General features: G+C 64.2%; 24 protein-coding genes and 1 pseudogene. 10 read left to right on the top strand and 15 right to left on the bottom strand.

Annotation, left to right across the window (positions count from 1 at the left end):
- Positions 1-85 precede the first annotated feature (85 nt).
- Complete coding sequence (locus IVA88_RS14105) at positions 86-766, top strand: lectin (RefSeq protein WP_247497835.1); 681 nt, start codon at positions 86-88, stop codon at positions 764-766.
- 79 nt (positions 767-845) lie between these two features.
- Complete coding sequence (locus tag IVA88_RS14100; RefSeq protein WP_247497834.1) at positions 846-1,553, top strand: glutathione S-transferase; 708 nt, start codon at positions 846-848, stop codon at positions 1,551-1,553.
- 25 nt (positions 1,554-1,578) lie between these two features.
- On the opposite strand, the gene IVA88_RS14095 is transcribed toward IVA88_RS14100, so the two are convergent.
- The 3 genes from IVA88_RS14095 to IVA88_RS14085 form a co-directional block, all read right to left on the bottom strand.
- On the bottom strand, positions 1,579-2,253 hold the full coding sequence (locus IVA88_RS14095) for an isoprenylcysteine carboxylmethyltransferase family protein (protein WP_247497833.1): 675 nt from the start codon (positions 2,251-2,253) through the stop codon (positions 1,579-1,581).
- 116 nt (positions 2,254-2,369) lie between these two features.
- Positions 2,370-2,543: a hypothetical protein gene (locus tag IVA88_RS14090; protein WP_247497832.1), complete on the bottom strand. Its 174-nt coding sequence runs from the start codon at positions 2,541-2,543 to the stop codon at positions 2,370-2,372.
- A gap of 161 nt (positions 2,544-2,704) precedes the next feature.
- The gene (locus IVA88_RS14085; RefSeq protein ID WP_247497831.1) at positions 2,705-3,178 is read right to left on the bottom strand and encodes a hypothetical protein; all 474 of its coding nucleotides are present in this window, start codon (positions 3,176-3,178) and stop codon (positions 2,705-2,707) included.
- Positions 3,179-3,424: 246 nt separating this feature from the next.
- Here IVA88_RS14085 and IVA88_RS14080 point away from each other — a divergent pair, with 246 nt between their 5' ends.
- Positions 3,425-5,080, top strand: a complete 1,656-nt coding sequence (locus tag IVA88_RS14080; RefSeq protein WP_247497830.1) for a fumarate hydratase — start codon at positions 3,425-3,427, stop codon at positions 5,078-5,080.
- 134 nt (positions 5,081-5,214) lie between these two features.
- Here IVA88_RS14080 and IVA88_RS32580 read toward each other — a convergent pair.
- The 6 genes and pseudogenes from IVA88_RS32580 to IVA88_RS14045 all read right to left on the bottom strand — a co-directional run bounded on the left by IVA88_RS32580 (position 5,215) and on the right by IVA88_RS14045 (position 9,468).
- Positions 5,215-6,134, bottom strand: a pseudogene (locus IVA88_RS32580) (SH3 domain-containing protein).
- Positions 6,135-6,148: 14 nt separating this feature from the next.
- Positions 6,149-6,445 (bottom strand): hypothetical protein, encoded by a 297-nt coding sequence (locus tag IVA88_RS14065; protein ID WP_247497827.1) that lies wholly within the window; start codon positions 6,443-6,445, stop codon positions 6,149-6,151.
- A gap of 104 nt (positions 6,446-6,549) precedes the next feature.
- Positions 6,550-7,104 carry a septation protein IspZ gene (locus IVA88_RS14060; RefSeq protein WP_247497826.1) on the bottom strand — a complete coding sequence of 185 codons (555 nt, stop codon included), beginning with the start codon at positions 7,102-7,104 and terminating at the stop codon, positions 6,550-6,552.
- 12 nt (positions 7,105-7,116) lie between these two features.
- Entirely contained in the window at positions 7,117-7,692 is a 576-nt protein-coding gene (locus IVA88_RS14055) for a hypothetical protein (protein WP_247497825.1), read from the bottom strand.
- Positions 7,693-7,769: 77 nt separating this feature from the next.
- Positions 7,770-8,033, bottom strand: a complete 264-nt coding sequence (locus IVA88_RS14050) for a hypothetical protein (protein WP_247497824.1) — start codon at positions 8,031-8,033, stop codon at positions 7,770-7,772.
- Between the two features lie 37 nt (positions 8,034-8,070).
- Positions 8,071-9,468 (bottom strand): carotenoid oxygenase family protein, encoded by a 1,398-nt coding sequence (locus tag IVA88_RS14045; protein WP_247497823.1) that lies wholly within the window; start codon positions 9,466-9,468, stop codon positions 8,071-8,073.
- 105 nt (positions 9,469-9,573) lie between these two features.
- On the opposite strand from IVA88_RS14045, the gene IVA88_RS14040 reads away from it, so the two are divergent.
- Positions 9,574-10,323, top strand: a complete 750-nt coding sequence (locus tag IVA88_RS14040) for a WHG domain-containing protein (protein WP_247497822.1) — start codon at positions 9,574-9,576, stop codon at positions 10,321-10,323.
- An 18-nt stretch (positions 10,324-10,341) separates the two neighbouring features.
- Here IVA88_RS14040 and IVA88_RS14035 read toward each other — a convergent pair whose 3' ends face one another.
- Positions 10,342-10,947 (bottom strand): hypothetical protein, encoded by a 606-nt coding sequence (locus IVA88_RS14035; protein ID WP_247497821.1) that lies wholly within the window; start codon positions 10,945-10,947, stop codon positions 10,342-10,344.
- 165 nt (positions 10,948-11,112) lie between these two features.
- Between IVA88_RS14035 and IVA88_RS14030 the strand changes: the two genes are divergently transcribed.
- Complete coding sequence (locus IVA88_RS14030; protein WP_247497820.1) at positions 11,113-11,673, top strand: SET domain-containing protein; 561 nt, start codon at positions 11,113-11,115, stop codon at positions 11,671-11,673.
- Positions 11,674-11,810: 137 nt separating this feature from the next.
- On the opposite strand, the gene IVA88_RS14025 is transcribed toward IVA88_RS14030, so the two are convergent.
- Both IVA88_RS14025 and IVA88_RS14020 read right to left on the bottom strand, forming a co-directional pair.
- Positions 11,811-12,209 (bottom strand): hypothetical protein, encoded by a 399-nt coding sequence (locus IVA88_RS14025; RefSeq protein WP_247497819.1) that lies wholly within the window; start codon positions 12,207-12,209, stop codon positions 11,811-11,813.
- A 34-nt stretch (positions 12,210-12,243) separates the two neighbouring features.
- Entirely contained in the window at positions 12,244-12,486 is a 243-nt protein-coding gene (locus IVA88_RS14020) for a hypothetical protein (protein ID WP_247497818.1), read from the bottom strand.
- 101 nt (positions 12,487-12,587) lie between these two features.
- Between IVA88_RS14020 and IVA88_RS14015 the strand changes: the two genes are divergently transcribed.
- The 3 genes from IVA88_RS14015 to IVA88_RS14005 all read left to right on the top strand — a co-directional run bounded on the left by IVA88_RS14015 (position 12,588) and on the right by IVA88_RS14005 (position 14,404).
- Entirely contained in the window at positions 12,588-13,409 is an 822-nt protein-coding gene (locus tag IVA88_RS14015) for a helix-turn-helix transcriptional regulator (RefSeq protein ID WP_063995739.1), read from the top strand.
- A 68-nt stretch (positions 13,410-13,477) separates the two neighbouring features.
- A complete protein-coding gene (locus IVA88_RS14010) occupies positions 13,478-14,143 on the top strand; it encodes a DsbA family oxidoreductase (RefSeq protein WP_247497817.1) in 666 nt (221 codons plus the stop codon).
- Positions 14,144-14,200: 57 nt separating this feature from the next.
- Positions 14,201-14,404: a type II toxin-antitoxin system HicB family antitoxin gene (locus tag IVA88_RS14005; RefSeq protein WP_247439458.1), complete on the top strand. Its 204-nt coding sequence runs from the start codon at positions 14,201-14,203 to the stop codon at positions 14,402-14,404.
- A gap of 206 nt (positions 14,405-14,610) precedes the next feature.
- On the opposite strand, the gene IVA88_RS14000 is transcribed toward IVA88_RS14005, so the two are convergent.
- On the bottom strand, positions 14,611-15,771 hold the full coding sequence (locus IVA88_RS14000; protein ID WP_247497816.1) for a GNAT family N-acetyltransferase: 1,161 nt from the start codon (positions 15,769-15,771) through the stop codon (positions 14,611-14,613).
- Between the two features lie 171 nt (positions 15,772-15,942).
- On the opposite strand from IVA88_RS14000, the gene IVA88_RS13995 reads away from it, so the two are divergent.
- Positions 15,943-16,371 carry a YeeE/YedE family protein gene (locus IVA88_RS13995; protein ID WP_247497815.1) on the top strand — a complete coding sequence of 143 codons (429 nt, stop codon included), beginning with the start codon at positions 15,943-15,945 and terminating at the stop codon, positions 16,369-16,371.
- 5 nt (positions 16,372-16,376) lie between these two features.
- Positions 16,377-16,844: a DUF6691 family protein gene (locus IVA88_RS13990; RefSeq protein WP_247497814.1), complete on the top strand. Its 468-nt coding sequence runs from the start codon at positions 16,377-16,379 to the stop codon at positions 16,842-16,844.
- Positions 16,845-16,901: 57 nt separating this feature from the next.
- Here the strand turns inward: IVA88_RS13990 and IVA88_RS13985 are convergent, their stop codons facing one another.
- Both IVA88_RS13985 and IVA88_RS13980 read right to left on the bottom strand, forming a co-directional pair.
- Positions 16,902-17,231, bottom strand: coding sequence for a hypothetical protein (locus tag IVA88_RS13985; RefSeq protein ID WP_247497813.1), 330 nt, complete (start codon positions 17,229-17,231; stop codon positions 16,902-16,904).
- A gap of 112 nt (positions 17,232-17,343) precedes the next feature.
- Positions 17,344-17,748, bottom strand: a complete 405-nt coding sequence (locus IVA88_RS13980) for a hypothetical protein (protein WP_247497812.1) — start codon at positions 17,746-17,748, stop codon at positions 17,344-17,346.
- Between the last annotated feature and the right edge of the window lie 117 nt (positions 17,749-17,865).

Genomic DNA, 17,865 nt, shown 5'->3' with positions numbered 1-17,865 from the left:
GTCTCGCATCGCGGCATCGGAATAAACGGGCGGGGGCCGGGTTGAAATCTGGCGACCAACGACAAAAACACAACTGGAGGATAAGATGATCCGTATCGGGAAATCCGTGACGATTTCAGGCCTTGCGTTCGCTGTGGCTTTGCTTGCGGCGCCATCGGCGCTGGCGCAGTCGGCCGACATGACGTTCTTCGTCACGTCCAACGGGCCGGGCAAGGGCGCCGATCTCGGTGGCCTGGAGGGGGCCGACGCGCAATGCCAGAAGCTGGCACAGGCCGTCGGCGCCGGTAGCAAGACCTGGCGCGCTTATCTCTCGACCCAGCCTGCCGACGGCAAGCCGGCCATCAACGCGCGCGACCGCATCGGCAAGGGACCGTGGCAGAACGCCAAGGGCGCGGTGATCGCCAAGGACGTTGCCGACCTGCACGGCGCGGCCAACAACCTCACCAAGCAGACCGCGCTCAGCGAGAAGGCCGAGGTCATCAACGGCCGCGGCGACACGCCGAACCGGCATGACATCCTCACGGGCTCGCAAGCCGACGGCAGCGCATTTCCCGCAGGCGACGACAAGACCTGCAAGAACTGGACGTCGAGCACGCAAGGCGCGGCGGTCGTCGGCCATGCCGATCGTCAAGGCCTGCGCGATGACGAGCCCTCGAAATCGTGGAACAGCTCGCATCCCTCGCGCGGCCCCGATGGCGGCTGCTCGCAGGCCGATCTGAAGAGCACCGGCGGCGACGGCCTGCTGTATTGCTTCGCGGCGAATTGAGGCCGCGGAACTCTCTCCGGCGTCATGGAGTTCGTGGCTGCGTGCTACATTCGCGGCAACGCAATCACGGACAGTTTCCATGAAATACGAGCTCTATTATTGGCCCGAGATCCAGGGCCGCGGCGAATATGTCCGGCTGGCGCTGGAGGAAGCGGGCGCGGCTTACGTCGACGTGGCGCGTGGCCCACGCGGCACCAGTGCGATGATGAAGATGATGGACGCGCACCAGGGCACGCCGCCCTTCGCGCCGCCGTTCCTCAAAGCCGGCAAGCTCGTCATCGGCCAGACCGCCAACATCCTGCTCTATCTCGGTGCCCGCCATGGGCTGGCGCCGAAGTCGGAAGCCGGCCAACTCTGGGTGCATCAGCTCCAGCTGACGATCGCCGATTTTGTGGTCGAGATTCACGATACCCATCACCCGCTCGGGCCCTCGCTCTACTACGAAGATCAGAAGCCGCCGGCGAAGAAACGCACGGCCGACTTCTGGAGCGAGCGCGTGCCGAAATTTCTCGGCTATTTCGAGCAGCTCCTTCAGGACAATGGCGGTGCCTATTTCACCGGCCGCAGGCTGACCTATGTCGATCTCTCGCTGTTCCAGATCGTCGCGGGGCTGCGCTATGCGTTTCCGAAGCGGATGAAGGCGTTCGAGGCCGATATCCCGGGCCTCGTCGGCCTGCACGACCGCGTCGCGGCGCGGCCGAACATCGAGGCTTATCTCGAAAGCCGGCGCCGCATTGCCTTCAACGAGCAGGGCATCTTCCGTCACTACCGCGAGCTGGATAGTTAGCCGGTCTCAGCGGACTGATGCGCACTCACCACACGCCAGGCAGCAGGCGATAGCGCACGCGCGTCACGTAATCGGCATAGCCCGGCAGGCCGTCGCGTAGCGTGCGCTCCTCGATGCGAATGCGGAGCGCAAACAATACGAGGAACAGCGGCACCATCACAAGTCCCCACCATGAGCCCAGAAGCAGTGGCACGCCGGCGAAGAACAGGATCATGCCGCTGTACATGGGATGGCGCACGTGCGCGTACGGCCCCGTCGAGATCACGCGCTGCGCGCGCTCGGCTTGCAGCTTCACCACGGGCGCCGCGAACGAGTTCTCGCGGAAGACCCAGAGGATGAACAGCGTCGAGAGCAGGAACAGTGCGAGGCCGAGCATCTGCAGCGTCATCGGCATGTCGGAGAATAGCGTACGCCGGTCGAGCCCCATCGCCGCCAGCCAGATCAGCATGGCGACGACAAAGACGGTCATGAATACCTTGTCGGCAGCGGGCTGGTCCTTTTGTAGGACCGGCCGCAGACGTTCGGCGAGCAGTGCGGGGTCGACCCGATAAAGCCACCAGCCGCAGAGCGGGCCGAGCAGGGCGGAGGTCGCGAGGAACCCCCAAGCTGATGGCCAATTCAGGGTGCCGGCGGATGCGAACAGCAACGCGCCCATGGCGGCGGTGGTGATCGTGCTCTGCAACAGCAGTCTTGCGATCATGCGCAGGTCTCAGAGTAGCCGCGCACGATATTGGTCCCGCTATCGGGCGAAGATGCGGCCGGACACGCGAAAAGCCCGATCGACCGGATCGGGCATTTCACCTCTGGCAAACCCGATCAGGCGAGCTGATCGATCCGCGTGCCCTGACCCGGCGGCAGCGGCGCAGGCGGCGTCGGCTTATAGGTCGGGTCGCTGTCCTTGGTCTTGGTCTGATCGTCCTGCTGCTTGGTCGCGTCGTAGCTCGGCACCACGATCGCGATCGGCGGCGGCGAAACGGTAGAAACGCTCATCCACAAATCCTCACACATGGAAACAATTGACCCTGCGCCGTGAGGCGCGAAGCTTCCGTCAAGTCAATCGTTAAAATGCGAGGGATCTGGTGCGGTGGAGTGCGTTCTCGGACGTCTCCTCGTCATTGCGGAGCGTGTGGAAAAAGCGCGGGGCGCCCCTTCTATTCGTCCTTGCCGCGCGTGATCGCGATGGACGCATCCGTCTTGGTACGGGTGCACTCCATGTTGAGTCGTCGGTAGCGCATGACGACCTTGTCGCCGCGCAACAGTCCCATCCGCTTCAGGCAGCGTGTCGCGCCCGTGGTGGTATCGTCCTTCGTCACAGTAAAGACGATTGCCGCCATCGACCCGACCAGCGCAAAGAACTCCGGCTTGGGCTTGCGATCGCCCTTGGCATAGAGCTCGATCGAATATTTGTCGCCACGGCAAGCCACGGACAATTCCTTGGCCGCAGGATGCGTGAGGTAGACGACGTTGGCCGCGCGGAAATTCACCTTGAGGCGATCGATTTGGGACGACAGTTCCTTGGCGCTGTCGTCGCAGCGATCGGCGCGAGCGGGCGAGGCGAGGGTCACAAGGCCGGTGATGGCGGCGGCGACCAGGATCGCGCCGCGGACGTGCAAGTTCAATGTCATGATAAAAAGCCCCTTAGCGGGCGCATTCAACCGTCGTCGCGCGCGCAGCGCAAGGGGTGCAACCCCGGTCTTCACCGGCATCATGGGGACACCTGTCCGCCGACAGCCGCCGAAAAAGGCTCGCCATGCCGCCGAATCGGGATGCCCCGACCGCACCAGAGCGCCTTCCCTTTGTGGCAAAAAAGCTTAGAACGCTTCTATGAAAGGGGCCCATGCGAGGACCCCAAAACCCCGAGATTCCAGACCATGAACGCTCCCACCGCCTTCCCCGATCCGTCAAAGCCCGTTCCGCCCTACAAGCACACGCCGCTGTTTCCGCTGGGCAAGGACGAGACGCCCTACAAGAAGATCACGGCCGAGGGCGTGAGGCTCGAGAAGGTCCTCGGGAAAGACATGCTGGTGGTGTCGCGTGAGGCGCTGCGGGCGCTGTCGGAAGCGGCCTTTGGCGACATCAACCACTATCTGCGGCCGGGTCACCTGAAGCAGCTCCGCGCGATCCTGGAGGACGGCGAGGCCAGCCCGAACGACAAGTTCGTCGCGCTGGACTTCCTCAAGAACGCCAACATCGCCGCCGGCGGCGTCCTGCCGATGTGCCAGGACACCGGCACCGCGATCATCATGGGCAAGAAGGGCTGCAACGTCATCACCGATGGTGACGACGAGGCGGCACTGTCGGAAGGCGCGCGCGATGCCTACCTGCGCCGCAATCTGCGCTACTCGCAGGTCGCGCCGCTCTCGATGTACGAGGAGAAGAACACCGCCAACAACATGCCGGCGCAGTGCGAGATCTACGCCGAGGGCGATGACGCCTACAAGTTCATGTTCATGGCGAAGGGCGGCGGCAGCGCCAACAAAAGCTTTCTGTTCCAGGCCACGCCCTCGGTGCTGACCAAGGACCGGCTGCTTGCGTTTCTGAAGGAGAAAGTGTTGACGCTGGGCACTGCGGCGTGCCCGCCCTATCACCTTGCCATCGTGATCGGCGGCACCTCGGCCGAACTCTGCATGAAGACCGTGAAGCTCGCGTCGGCCCGCTATCTCGATGCGCTGCCAACCCATGGCTCGCCCGACGGCAACGCGTTCCGCGATCTCGAAATGGAGCAGGAAATTCTGAAGATGACGCAATCGCTCGGCGTCGGCGCGCAGTTCGGCGGCAAGTATTTCTGCCACGACGTGCGCGTGATCCGTCTGCCGCGTCATGGCGCCTCGTTGCCAATCGGACTTGGCGTGTCCTGCTCGGCCGATCGCCAGGTGCTCGGCAAGATCACCAGGAACGGCGTCTATCTCGAAGAGCTCGAGCACAACCCGGCGCAATATCTGCCGCAGGTCGAGCAGTCGCTCGGCGGCGAGGTCGTCAAGATTGACCTCAACCAGCCGATGAAGGACATCCTCGCGACTTTCTCGAAGTACCCGACCAAGACCCGGGTGTCGATGACCGGCACCATGATCGTCGCGCGCGACTCCGCGCATGCCAAGCTGCGCGAACGGCTGGACAAGGGCGAGCCGCTGCCGGACTATTTTAAGAACCACCCGGTCTATTACGCGGGCCCCGCCAAGACGCCCGAGGGTTACGCCTCCGGTGCGTTCGGCCCGACCACCGCAGGCCGCATGGATTCCTTCGTCGATCAGTTCCAGGCCGCCGGCGGCTCGATGGTGATGGTCGCCAAGGGCAACCGCGCGCCGGCCGTGCGCGAGGCCTGCAAGAAATACGGCGGCTTCTATCTCGGCTCGATCGGCGGCGCCGCGGCCAATCTTGCCGAGCACTGCATCAAGAAGGTCGAGGTGCTCGAATATCCCGAGCTCGGCATGGAAGCGATCTGGCGCATCGAGGTCGTCGACTTCCCGGCGTTCATCATCATCGACGACAAGGGCAACGATTTCTTCAAGGAGTTGAATCTGGGCTGATGCCGCGTTCCCCGGAGGCCGCGCAGCATGAAATGATGCGCTGCTGATCCGGGGATCCACGTGGCGGCATGAGTCCCGGCTCTGCGGAGCAGCGCTACGCGCTGCACCGCGTTTGGGACACAAGACTTACTCGCTCAGCTACAATTCGTGACCTGGTTGGAGCACAGCCCGCGCCACCAGCCGCGGACGCCGTCGTGGCTCTCGACGAGACCCCAGAGACCGCTGCAGGCAAAGATGCGCTTCGCTCCGCCGTCGGTGTCGATCGCGCCGCCGAGTTCGCGCTGGGCCGGCATCCATTTCGCATCGACGAAGGGCGCCTGGAACAGGCCGCCCATGCGTGTCGCGCCATTGGCGTAGGATGCGCCGACCTTGTTGGCGGCGACCCAGCCGCGTCCAGCATAGGGCTTTGGCGCGCTGCGCGGATATTTGTTGTCGTCCTCGTAGTCCTTGCCGGGCGGCTTGGCGCCTTCGATCAGAAACCAGCCGTTCCTGGAGCCGATGATGCGGAATTAGGTGAGCCAGCCGCCATCGGGCGTGTTCTCGCTGCCGCCGAGCTTGAGCCGGTAGGGCGGCGGAATCGTGCCGAGCACACGCGCCTTGACCGACGGTTCGGCGCGCACGTTCAGGCCATCAGGGTCCTTGTCGATGGACCAGGCGCCGAGATCGCAGGGCTCGGTGCCCTCGGCGAGCGTCGGGCGCTTGGCCGCGAGATCGGCGTGCAGCTTTGCAAAATCAGTGTCGTCGTTGTCAGGATCAGGCCCGGTCCGCGGCTTCAATTCGGCTGAGACTGCGCGTGTCGCATCCGGCGTCAGCGTGACCACGACAGCCTGGCGCGTCGCGAACACGCTTGCCGGTGACTCGGATCGTTCGATGTCGCGGGATAGACGGCGAGGTAACCCGTCGAACCTTCGGTCCGATAGGCCGTGCCGGCCACATAGCCTGCCGGCACCATGGCGAGTGCGCTTGCGCGCCATGCCGGTTCACTGTCGTCCGCGCGCGCCGCTTGTGTCGCGACACACAGGATGGTCGCTGCGATGAGACGGAGCGCGCGCACTTTTGCCGCGCGTCTTAGGCGCGCGTGCCGGTGAACGGGAAGCTGCCCATCGGGCCGATCCCCATTTCTCCGCTCATGCTGTCGCCGGAGACCGTTCCAATGAATTCGAGCGTCAACGGCATCGGGTTGGTGATCGAGACCTTCCAGTTGACGGCGTCGCCGGAGACAGTGCCGTCGAAGATCTCGGCGGTATTGCCTTCCGCGCCCTGCGTGCCCGTAAGCGTGCCGCCGGCGGCCGTCAGGCTCAGCGTCGCCTTGCGCTCGCCCATGGGCGTCGTCATGGTCAGAGTCCAGTTGCCGTCCACGGCCATTCGCGTCTCCCAAGATGCCGGCGGACCGCGACGATCCGCGGGCCAGTCCCGGCCGAGCGTATAGCGCAACTCGCAGCAGCTGCCTAACGCTCCGTTGGAGGCATTTAGGCGCGGGCGGCGGCGCGCCGACGGCTGGTCACGATGAGGCGAAGCACGACATACTGCACGGCAAAGGCGAGGATCTTGGCGCCGCCTGCGACCACCGTGAGATAGAACGCCCACAGCTTCAGATCGCCTGTGGAGGCTACCGCGATCATGCCGACGCCGATCACGAACATCAGCGCCGCCCAGACATAGCCCGCTGCCGTCACATATTCCGGGACGGTCTCGACGACGATCGGCGGCATGTAGCGCAGCATCCAGCCGCGCTTGAGCATGATGGCGCCGATCGCGAAATGCGCAATTGAGGGTTTTGCCAGCATGAAGCGCGGATCGTTGGTCAGCAGCGTGACCGTGCCCAGCACGACGACGAGTGCGAGGCTCGCATAGGTCATGTAGTTGAGTTGCTGCCCCTTGACGCTGGCGTAGATCACCTGCGCGATCGCACCGGCAATCGCCACCGACGTTGCCAGCACGACATTGTCGGTGATGAGGTAGACGACCAGGAAGACGATGGCGGAAAGGAAGTCAGAGGCGAGGCGGGCGAATACGTCCTTCATCGTCGATCCTGTTCAGCGAGTGTGGGGCATTGCGCTGGCGGGCGTACCGTACTTGATCTGGCGATATTCGGGATACCATTTTGTGAAATAGATCGCGCTGTTGCGGGCGGCGAAGGCGACCGCAAGGCTCGACCAGAGCGGCAGGCCGGGGACATAAAGCAGCACGAGATTGGCAGCCGCCATCAACAGCGCAGCCGCTGTCCATGCGGCGGTGATGACGTAGTTGGCATAGAGAAAGCCGGGCATCGCCGCGGTCTCGGCCGGCACGGACTCGAGCGCGTATTGCAGCGTGAAGGGACGGCGGACCAGCATCGAGCCGAGCGAGATTGCGAAGATGCCGATGTCGACCGACAGCTTGACAGCGAGCGTGCCGAGCGCCGGATCGATCAGCGTGAGGTAGAGGCCGATTGCGGCGAATAGCAGCGCCGAGCCCATCGCCAGGATCTTCACCGTGCGGCCGCGTGCGACATCGATCGCGACGGTGGCGAGGCAGATTGCCGAGGCCACGAACACGCTGATCGTGACCGATGTCACCAGCATTAGGAAGCTGTAGGCGCCGTAGGGCGCGAGGATCAGGAAAATCGCCATGGTCTGCCTCGATCAGGCCTTATCTTTACGATGTAAAGATAACTAGCGAGAGGATGCCGCCTGGTCAAGTGAAATCTTTACAGTGTCAAAATGACGTAAGTGAGCTCTAAAACAGAAAGTACTGCAACGGCTTGGTCGGACGCTTGGTCGGCCAATTCCGCCCAGGGTAGGTGCGAGAAGGTCGGCAGCGCTGCGGCGGCAAGAAGACCTAAGGAGAGCAGGATGCCGCCGTTGAAGATGGTCTGTCTGCTCCGCCGCAGCCGGACCGTCTGGAGCGCGAGCGCGGCGCAGGTCGGGGCGAGGACGGCAAGACAGTCCGTGGTGATCGGGTGCATATCCATGGGAGACCTCCTTCCATCCGGAATGACGAGGTGAGAGCTATTGCGCGCCGACCCAATTGCCGTGAAAACCGTCGGGCACGCGGTGGCCGAGCAGCACCAGCGCGACAGGCCCTGCCTCGACATCGGTGGCATTGAACACGGCGAGGTCGCTGCGGTTCTCCCGCGCGCGCCAGATCACCGCCAGCAGCCAGCCATCGCCTTCAGGCGCATCCTTCGACCGCTCGACGAACACAGGCTCGGAAATGGTGTCGCCGGTCGGCAGCAGATAGTGGCCGAGGCGCTTTCCATTGCCGTCGACATGGACGATGCCGGATAGCGCGCCGAACATCGGCAGCTTCGGATTGGCGCAGGCGTACCAGCCGTGACGGCTCTTCAATCCGGCGCGGCGGTCGTCGATGCGCGGGAATTCGCCGGTGAGATCGTCCAGATAAGTCTGCTGGAAACGGTCGGTATTCCCCGAGAGATCGAACGTCCAGCGGCAATGCCGGGCGCGCGACTTCTCCGGATCGGTCGGCCGACCGTCGGGATGCGGAAACAGCGGCGCTTCCTCGAACTGCATGACATCGGCGATGATGCGGTCACCGTCCTCCCACGCATTCATGACGTGGAAGACGTAGCAAGCTTCAGCACGAAACCAGACGATGTCCTTCGCCGTGCCGTTGCCTTTCATCACGCCGACATAGGCGCCCTTGTCGGGCTCCCAGGCATAGGGCGGCCGTCCGCTCATCGCGCGCTCCATGCTGCCGGTGATGGGCAGGATCGGAAACAGCACATGGTTTTCGGTCACGATGAAGTCGTGCACCATGCTGGCATAGGGCGCCTCGAACCGTTCGAAGCGCGTCGCCTTGCCGGACGCGTCGATCGACCCGTAGGAGAGGGCAGGTGTCAGCGGACCCGCGGCATTGTAGCCGAAGAACACCAGCTCGCCGGTGAGCGGATCGATCTTCGGATGCGCCGTGAAACTGCCGGCGACGCGGCCCTGATAATTGTGATAGCCGCGCGTTGCGAGCGTGCCGGCCTCGATCTCGGTCGGCAGATGCGCTTCTTCCAGCGCCAGCAGCTTGCCGGCATGAAAGACGATGTTGGTATTCGCGGCGCCGCCGTCGGTGAGGCCCGCTGGGGCGTCCGGCAGCTTGCGGCCGAAGCCGCCGAACAAGGCACGGCCGGCATCGTGCTCGGCCAGCCATTTCGGCGTGCGGACCCAGCGGTTGCGGTAGCTGGCGCGACCGTTCTCGAGATGAAAGGCGTGCAGCATGCCGTCGCCAACGAACCAGTGTGCGCCGGGGGACTCGAACTGCGGATTGGGGCCGTTGCGATAAAGCGTGCCGTTCAGCTCGCGCGGCAATTCGCCGAGGACCTTGAGGAAGGGCGCGTCAGCCTCGAATGGAATCGGCGCGAGGTTGTGGCGGCGTTCGGCAATGGCGTCCTGCTGCACGGCGTATGCCCTTTATCTTTACATCGTAAAGATCAGGTAGTGCTGATCGTCGCGGTAGTCAAGTGAAATCTTTACAGTGTCAATATTGCGTCCTATAGCTTGGCCATGGGCAAGAGCGAAACCAAGAGCGAAACCAGGACCGAATCCCCGCGGCGCGCACGCACTTCGCGGAAGACATCGTCGGCAGCGGGTACGCCGCCCCGTTCCGTGCGCCGCACATCGAGCGTCAAGACCGAGGCGCCCTATCACCACGGCGCGCTACGCGAGGCGTTGCTCCAGGCCGCCGAACGGGTGCTGGAGCGCGACGGGCTCGCCGGCCTGACCTTGCGCGCGGTGGCGCGCGAGGCAGGCGTCTCGCATGCCGCCCCCACCCATCATTTCGGCGACCTCACCGGGCTTCTCAGTGAGCTCGCGGCCGTCGGCTTCCGCCAGTTCAATGCGGCGATGGCGTCGTCCTGTGACAGCGCCACCACGCCGCTCGAGCGCGCGCTGGCGCGGCCGAAAGCATATGTCGCCTATGCCCAGGCTCATCCCGGCATGTACGGCATCATGTTCCGCACCGAGCGCCTCGACTATTCCAGGCCGTCGCTGCACGAGGCGGCCGAGGCGTCCTTTGCCGGGCTCGCCAATGCCGTCGGCATGATGCGGCAGGAGCAGATCAGCGGGGACGCGCTGACGCTCAATCAGGGCGCCGCGATCGCGCGCGCCTGGTCGATGGTGCACGGTTTTACCATGCTGCTGCTCGATGGGCGGCTGGAGGATATTCTGGGGCGCCTGCCCGAGGGGACGACTCCCGAACGCCTGCTCGAAGCGATGCTGATGTCGCCCGTGACGGGGAAGCCGCCGGCTCCTTGATCGATTGCCAGCGAGCGCCTACCGGATCGTCGCGAGCTTGACCGCGCGGCCGCTGGCACCAACGATCTTCACCTTGTCCTTACCGCAGGTAAAGCCGCGGGCGGACTCGTCAGCGGCCTTGCGCGCGAGCTCATTACTGTTCGGGTTGGCGATCGCGTCGACATAGGCGACGTGGCAGACAGGGCCGGGCGGCAGCCGGGTCACGCTGAGCATGGCCTTGGTGTTCGGCCGCCCCTGCTTGTCGGGATCGGTGCCATCGGCGATGTGCCAGCGCTGGATCATCGCAAACGGCTTGGCGGCCGCCGTGCGCCATTCGACGGTGGTCCCGGATGAGTTGAACGGAGCGAACCAGACTTTTGCCGCCGGTTCCTCGGCCGCGGCCTTGCGATTGCGGCCGACGGAGACAACCTCGCGAAGATCGTCCTCGGCGATCAGGACCACGAGTCCATCCTCGCCCTTGCAGGCCCGCGTGGTGCTGCCGTCGAGTTCACTGGCCTTGCCGACTTGGCGGCAATCCTTCGGGGCCGTCGAGGTATATTTGCTGCCCACGGATTGGGCGTCGGCGCGGTCCAGACCGCTGCACATCAGCAACATGGCCAGGCTTGCAATGGTGATGCGGATCATGACGGCGCCTTTGATCGAGCGGGAACTTCGTACCATCAGACGTCTTGATTGTGGGCAAGGTTCAAACAGGAGCGACAGACACCTGACAGCGGCGCGGAATCGTTCTAGAAGAGCGGCTTCGCTTGGGCTATTTCAGCCTCGTTCGCGTCCTCGTTTCTCGTGATCATGCCAGCCACCTCGTCGAACAAACCTTATCGCGTCGGCCGCTCGAAAACCGGGCTCGGCCTTTTCGCCACCAAGCCGATCAAGAAGGGCACCCGGATCATCCGTTATCACGGACCGATCCTGGACTCCCGGATTCCCGAGCAGGATGACATCGAGAACAAATACCTGTTCGAGCTCAACGGCCGCTGGACCATCGACGGCTCGGTGCGCAAGAACCTCGCGCGCTACATCAACCATTCGTGCCGGCCCAACGCCGAATCCGACGTGCGGCCGCGCGAGCGCAAGGTCTTCATCCGCGCCATCAAGAACATCGAGCCGGGCGAGGAGATCAACTACGACTACGGTACCGATTATTTCAAAGCCTATCTGAAGCCGATCGGGTGCAAGTGCGATTCTTGCGAGAAGAAGCGCAAGAAACTGCGCGCCGAAGCACGGGTCGAGCGTGCCAAGGTGAAGGCGCGGGCGGAACGCAAGGCCGAGAAGGCGGGCGCCAAAGGCGCCAAAAAGAAGAAGCTCAACGGCCATGCCATCGGCAAGGCAAACGGCCGCGCACGGGCCTAGCTTGTGCCTCTGGCTCCGCTGTCATACTCCGGGTTGACCGGGGCATCCAGTACGCCGCAGCCTGTCCGCATACGTCCGCTGCCTCTGGAATGCTGGGTCGCCCGGTTAGACCGGGCGACGACTCGCAGCGGTAAGCCTCAGGCCGCCACCGCACTCCCGCTCCTGCGCAATCCTACATATTGCAGCTCGGCAAACACGCCGGTCGCGATCGCCTGCGCCACGACCATGAGCTCACCGCTGATGTTCGGCGACACCGCGCCCGAGAGCAGCAGCGCGATGCTGCCGACTGTCCAGGCCGCGTTGCCGACCACGACCAGCAGCACGAGCGGCTTTGCCACGGAGGCGCGTGAGGCAAGCCAGCCGACGAGTGCGGCGTAGGCGATCAGGAACAGGCCGGTCTCCCGCAGCAGCGCTTCGGGCAGGTTGAACAGCGACGCGAACGCGCTGGCACCGAAGGTGAAGCCAAGGGCGGCGATGCCGCTAAAGATTGCGTCGGCAAGCAGCGCGCGGCGGAGCAAGGTGGATGCGTCGATCATCGTGGTCTCCATGTGGGTTGGACTCAGGGAAAAGTCAGTTCCCTCCGCGCCACCAGGCGCGGAGCAGGCGGGCGAGGCGGAACGGGCAGAGGCTCCTGCCGAGGCCGTGCTCGAAAGCTGCGACCTGCGCGACGACATAGTCGCCGGTCGAATGCACCAGCGGCTCCGGCATGTTGAGGCTGCGCGCCAGCATCCGGGTTGCGAGCGCCGTGGCCCAGGGCAGGACTCGCGGCAGGAGGTGGTCTGTGACGGTGCGGTAGAGCAGTAAAGCGATCATGGTCGTCTCCTGTTGCGACCGAAGATGTGCCGGCCCGAGGCCCAATTCGATTACCTTCGACGTAATGGAAGCGCAGAAATCTGCGTGCTAGGTTTTCGACCATGAACGCACATGCATCCACGGCACAGGCCGAACGCAGCCAGCCGGTCCATATCGGCGACCATCTGCGCGAGTGGCGGCAGCGCCGCCGCATGAGCCAGCTCGATCTCGCCGGAGAGGCCGAAATCTCGGCGCGGCATTTGAGCTTCGTAGAGACCGGCCGCGCCGCACCGTCGCGTGACATGGTGCTCAGACTCGCCGAGCGCCTCGACGTGCCCTTGCGCGAACGCAACGTGCTGCTGGTCGCCGCCGGATATGCCCCGGCCTTTCCGCAGCGGCCGCTGGAGGATCCCGCCTTGAAATCAGCCCGCCAGGCGATCGACCTCGTCCTCAGGGCGCATGAGCCCAATCCGGCGCTGGCCTATGACCGGCACTGGAATCTGGTCTCGGCCAATCGCATGCTGGCGCCGCTGCTCGCCGGCATTCCGCAACGGCTGCTCGGCCAGCCCTTCAACGTGCTGCGGCTCGCCTTCCATCCGGAGGCGCTGGCGCCGCGCACGGTCAATCTCGCGGAATGGTGCGGGCATCTTTTGGAGCGGCTGCACCGGCAATGCGAGGCGACGGCCGATCCCGAGCTGATCAAGCTCTACAACGACCTGAAGAGCTATCCGATCCCGGCGCGCGCGGCGCCCCTGTCGAGCGACAATGTCGCGATCCCGTTCAAGCTGCGCCACGACGGGGAGATCCTAAGTTTCTTCTCCACCACCATGGTGTTCGGTACGCCGGTCGACATCACGCTGTCGGAGCTAGCGCTGGAAACCTTCTTCCCGGCCGACGAGCGCACGGCCGAGCGGCTCCGACAAATGGCAGCAGCCATGAGCTAGCGGGCTTGCCTCGGAACGGGTTCGGCTTATCTTTGGCCACAAACCCGCAACGCCCGAAGGAGGCGCTCATGAGCACCCTAAAGCCGCTCCAGATTGACGTCGTCTCCGACGTGGTGTGCCCCTGGTGCTATATCGGCAAGCACCGGATCGAGAGTGCGCTGGCGCTCGTTCCCGACGTTCCGGTCAATCTCAATTTCCGTCCCTTCTTCCTCAATCCCTGGGTCCCGCGTGAGGGCATCAGCCGGGAAGACTATCTCACCAAGAAGTTCGGCTCAGTCGAGGCCTATAAGGGCATTGCGGGCCGTGTGGTCGCGGCCGCAAGTGAAGAGGGCCTCACTTACAAGCCCGAGCTTGTGGCGCGTCAGCCCAACACGACCGACTGTCACCGCCTGATCCTCTGGGCCGAGACGATCGGCAAGGCTCCCGAGATGAAGCAGCGCCTGATGGAGCTGTATTTCCGCGACGGGGGCGACCTCACTGATGTGAACGTGCTGGTGAAGGCGGCTGCCGATGTCGGCCTTGATGCCGACGACGTGCGCAAGCGCCTTGCTACCGACGAGGACGTCGCGCGCGTTTCGGCGGACGCACAGGAGGCCGCCGAGAAGGGCATCTCCGGCGTGCCGACCTACGTGTTCGCGCAGAAATACGCCGTCTCCGGCGCGCAGGATCCCAATATGCTTGCGCGTGCCATCCGTGAGGTCTCGGCGGAGATCAACGCGCAGGCGGCGGAGTAATCTGTTGAGGTTGAATATGTCTACGGCTTCGGCGACTATCCAGGTTGTGAGGTCGTCATGAAGATCAAGATAGTTGTTCACGAGGCTGAAGAGGGGGGCTTTTGGGCTGAGGTCCCGGCGATTCCTGGTTGTGCCACCGAAGGCGATACAATGGATGAGCTGATGGCCAACCTCAGAGATGCGATCGAGGGGTGCCTATCCGTGGAAGTCGCGCCACCCGAACCGGGCGGCGTTGAGCGAATTCTGGAACTGCCTGCGTGAAGTCAATCTCTGGTCGGGAGTTCGCACGAATTGTCGAGCGTCACGGCTGGAGTTTGCTTCGGATCAGCGGCAGTCACCACATCTACGGTAAACCGGCAGCATCGTGCGGCTCTCGGTCCCCATTCACGGTAACAAGCCGCTGAAGGCTGGATTACTCCGTCATCTCGTCAAAATAGCTGAGCTGTCTGACGCGGATTTGTAGCCCGTCAACTCCTGATCAAGTGCACCGCGGATCGCGCCGCTTTGCGCGCGGCATAACACGCTGCGAGCGCTCCGTGAATGAGCGCCACGATGGGGTCGTTCCGCCGCAATGGTATCAGCACGTCGCCGACGGCGAAGCGCCCGCGCCAGATCGGATTGATCATGGGGTGATCGGCGCTCGCCGTGGAATCCGCGCTGGCGATGGCCGGATCGGCGCAGAAGCGGCGGGTGAGCTCGAGCGTGAGCTGCACGCCCGGCGAATATCTTGCAAAACGCTCGTCGATGCCGAGCTTGAAGAAGAAGGCGCGGTCCTGATGGTGCAGCACGACGCCGGCGGCCACCGGCGTCGCGCCAGCGCGAAGGGTGACGATCTCGCATTGCGCGGTTTCTGCCAGCGCGGGAACCGCGCGGCGGATGAAGGTCGCATCGCCGGCATGCTGGACCAGCGCGGTGCGGCGCTTGCCTTTCCAGCCGCTGGCTTCGAGCTGTAAAAATATTTCGAGCGCAGGTCTGATCTCGTCGGGGCTGCGCGCGACGTCGAACACGACGGCGCCGTGTTCTTCGAGGCGATGGCGTTGGCGGCGTAGCTCCTTGAGCTTTTTGGTGCCGAGCGCGTCGCGCAGCAGCGTCTCACCGTCCTGCGTCGCGTCGAGGCTGGCACGGATGTAGGAGCCGAGGATTCGCGGCTTCAGGCCGTCGCGGTTCAGAACCTGATTGAGGGCGGTCATTGCGCCCCCGTCGAGCGCGACGTCGTTCAGCACGAGCGCATGCGCTCCGGCCGCGCGGGCCTGCTGCAACAGGCGCGTCGCTGCCTCGATCGGGGCATCGCGGTCGATCAGCGGGCTGCACAGCGTGCCGTACGGATGCGCGCTCACCAGCGCGGGCAGGGGAATCTTCCATGCCCGCCAGAGCGAGATCACCGGCATCAGTCCGATCAGCCGCGATCCATCGCATGCAGGAAGCGCCGAGGCATCCGTGCGGCCGCGCGCGGTTGCGCTGACAGCAAGCTCCCAGCCCGGCAGGTAATATCCATTAGGCTCGATCGCGCGCTGGGTGAGTGCGCGCCATTGGCCGGGTTCGATCGCCGTAAGAGGGACGCGCGCGCGCGACGCCGCGGCATCTGCCGATGCCGGATTGATCGCAGCCTGGTGCGCGATATCGACCACGTCCCGTCGTCCCCGTTCAGGAGGCCATGCTTAGCGCAAAGATTGGAAAATACCGTTGGGACGCCGCTTCAATTCGAGTGGTAATATTAATGCCTCGTTGAGCATCCGGCCGCGAGCCGCCGGCTGTCCCGTTGGATACGCCCAAAATTGCTCTCGACCCGGAGGATCATAATGGTCGCAACACCTTTCACGCCGATTGCATCGCTCCTTGGCGGCGCGTTGATCGGCCTGTCCGCCGTGCTGCTGATGTGGACGACGGGACGGATCGCCGGGGTCAGCGGTATCGCGGCGCGGCTGTTTCCGCCTTATGAGGATCGGCAATTTGCCGGCCGGCTCGCCTTCGTCGCGGGCCTCGTCGTCGCGCCCATTCTGGTGCGCCTCGTCACAGGAAGCCTGCCGGCGCAAACGATCGGGGCGGCAACGCCGCTTCTGATTGTCGCGGGATTGCTCACCGGCTTCGGCGCTGTGTGGGGCAGCGGCTGCACCTCCGGCCATGGCGTCTGTGGCTTGTCGCGGCTGTCGGTGCGCTCGTTGGTCGCGACCATCACCTTCATGGCGGCAGGCATGGCGACCGTCTTCGTGATGCGGCACTGGAGCTGATCGGGATGACAATCCTCATTCAATTCGCGATCGGTCTGGTCTTTGGCCTTGGCCTCATCCTCTCCGGCATGTCGAACCCGGCAAAGGTGCTGAATTTTCTGGACGTCGGTGGCATTCCCGCAGGGACCTGGGATGCGAGCCTCGGTTTCGTGATGGCCGGCGCGGTCGCGGTGACCTTTATCGGCTTCAGCCGCGTCTTGAAACTCGCGCGGCCTGTCTTCGCCAACCGCTTCTACGTCCCAACGCGAAACGATATCGATCCGAGAATTATCGCCGGTCCCGCCATCTTCGGTATCGGCTGGGGCCTTGTAGGCTTTTGTCCAGGACCGGCGTTGACCGCGCTCGGATTTGGCTCGGCCTCCGCCTTCATCTTCGTCGCCGCGATGTGTGCCGGGATGGTGCTCGCCCGCTTCATCGCGCAGCTCCCGTCGTCAACGCGTATCGTCAAGCCGGCCGATCCGCTCGAGACCTGACATGGGCAGGACCGGGCGAGTTGTCTCGTCCGGTCCCGCCTGTCATGTCATTATTGACTACCAGCGGTCTCCGCCGACACCGACGCCCACGCTGACGCCGGGTGCGCGGATGCCGACGCCGCCGCGCGGACCATCGTCCCAGTCACGATAGGTGCGGCGTTCATAGTAGCGGTCGCGCGGCATGGTCGCGTAGGAATCGCGCACGATCACGCGCGAGCCGCCGCGGGTGCGATAGCAATTGCCGGCATCGTCGCAGACCAGCCGCACTTGCTGGACGAGATCGGGGCTGGTGTATTCGCTGGTCGTATAGACGTCGGCGGCCTTGGCGCCGCTCACCGCTGCCAAGGCTCCGACACCAGCCAGCAATGCAATCGTGAATGTCTTCATCACGTCCTCCTCGAAACTGCCCTCGGCGGTAACAAGAAGGGGAAGCGGTGATCGTTCCGGCAGAATTACAGGTTTTTCCCGGAACCGGATCGCATGTCGGCGAGATCTGTTCCTAGATCGGCTCGTAGCTTTCCGACCCGCAGATGTCGTCCGCCTCGGCGCGGCGACGATCGATCACCTTTCCGCCTGATATGGTGACGATGTAGGTCTGTGGGCCGAGCGACGACCCGGTCGCCGAGGTGAGCTGGGCCCGGACGCAAGCTGTCCAGCCCGGTCCCCGCACCTCCCGATGGGGTGTGGCGACGTGCACCTCACGCGGATAGGACGTGCTGAGGAAGACGAATTCGATCTGCTCGCGCACCACGCGTTTGACGTCAGGGGGCGATTCGGGCGGCGGCTGCTCGGCTTCCTTCATGCGCATGAACTCGGGCACCGGGGCGCGGCTGTCGGCAAAGCCGCAGCCACCGAGCGCGAGCGCGCCGGCCAGCAGCGCCGCTTGAGCAACAATCCGCAACATCCGTGAAGGTCCCCTGCGGGCCAACAGATAGGCACGAATGCGATCCGACGAAGTCCCGGCCGATCAAGATTTGCTGAAATCTTGGAACCCGCTGCATTTGCTATTCCGGGATTGCAG

This window comes from Bradyrhizobium sp. 149 (assembly GCF_023073915.1).
Classification (GTDB): Bacteria; Pseudomonadota; Alphaproteobacteria; order Rhizobiales; family Xanthobacteraceae; genus Bradyrhizobium.
Note: the sequence above shows the minus strand (reverse complement) of the source record. Positions and strands in the feature narration are given on the sequence as shown.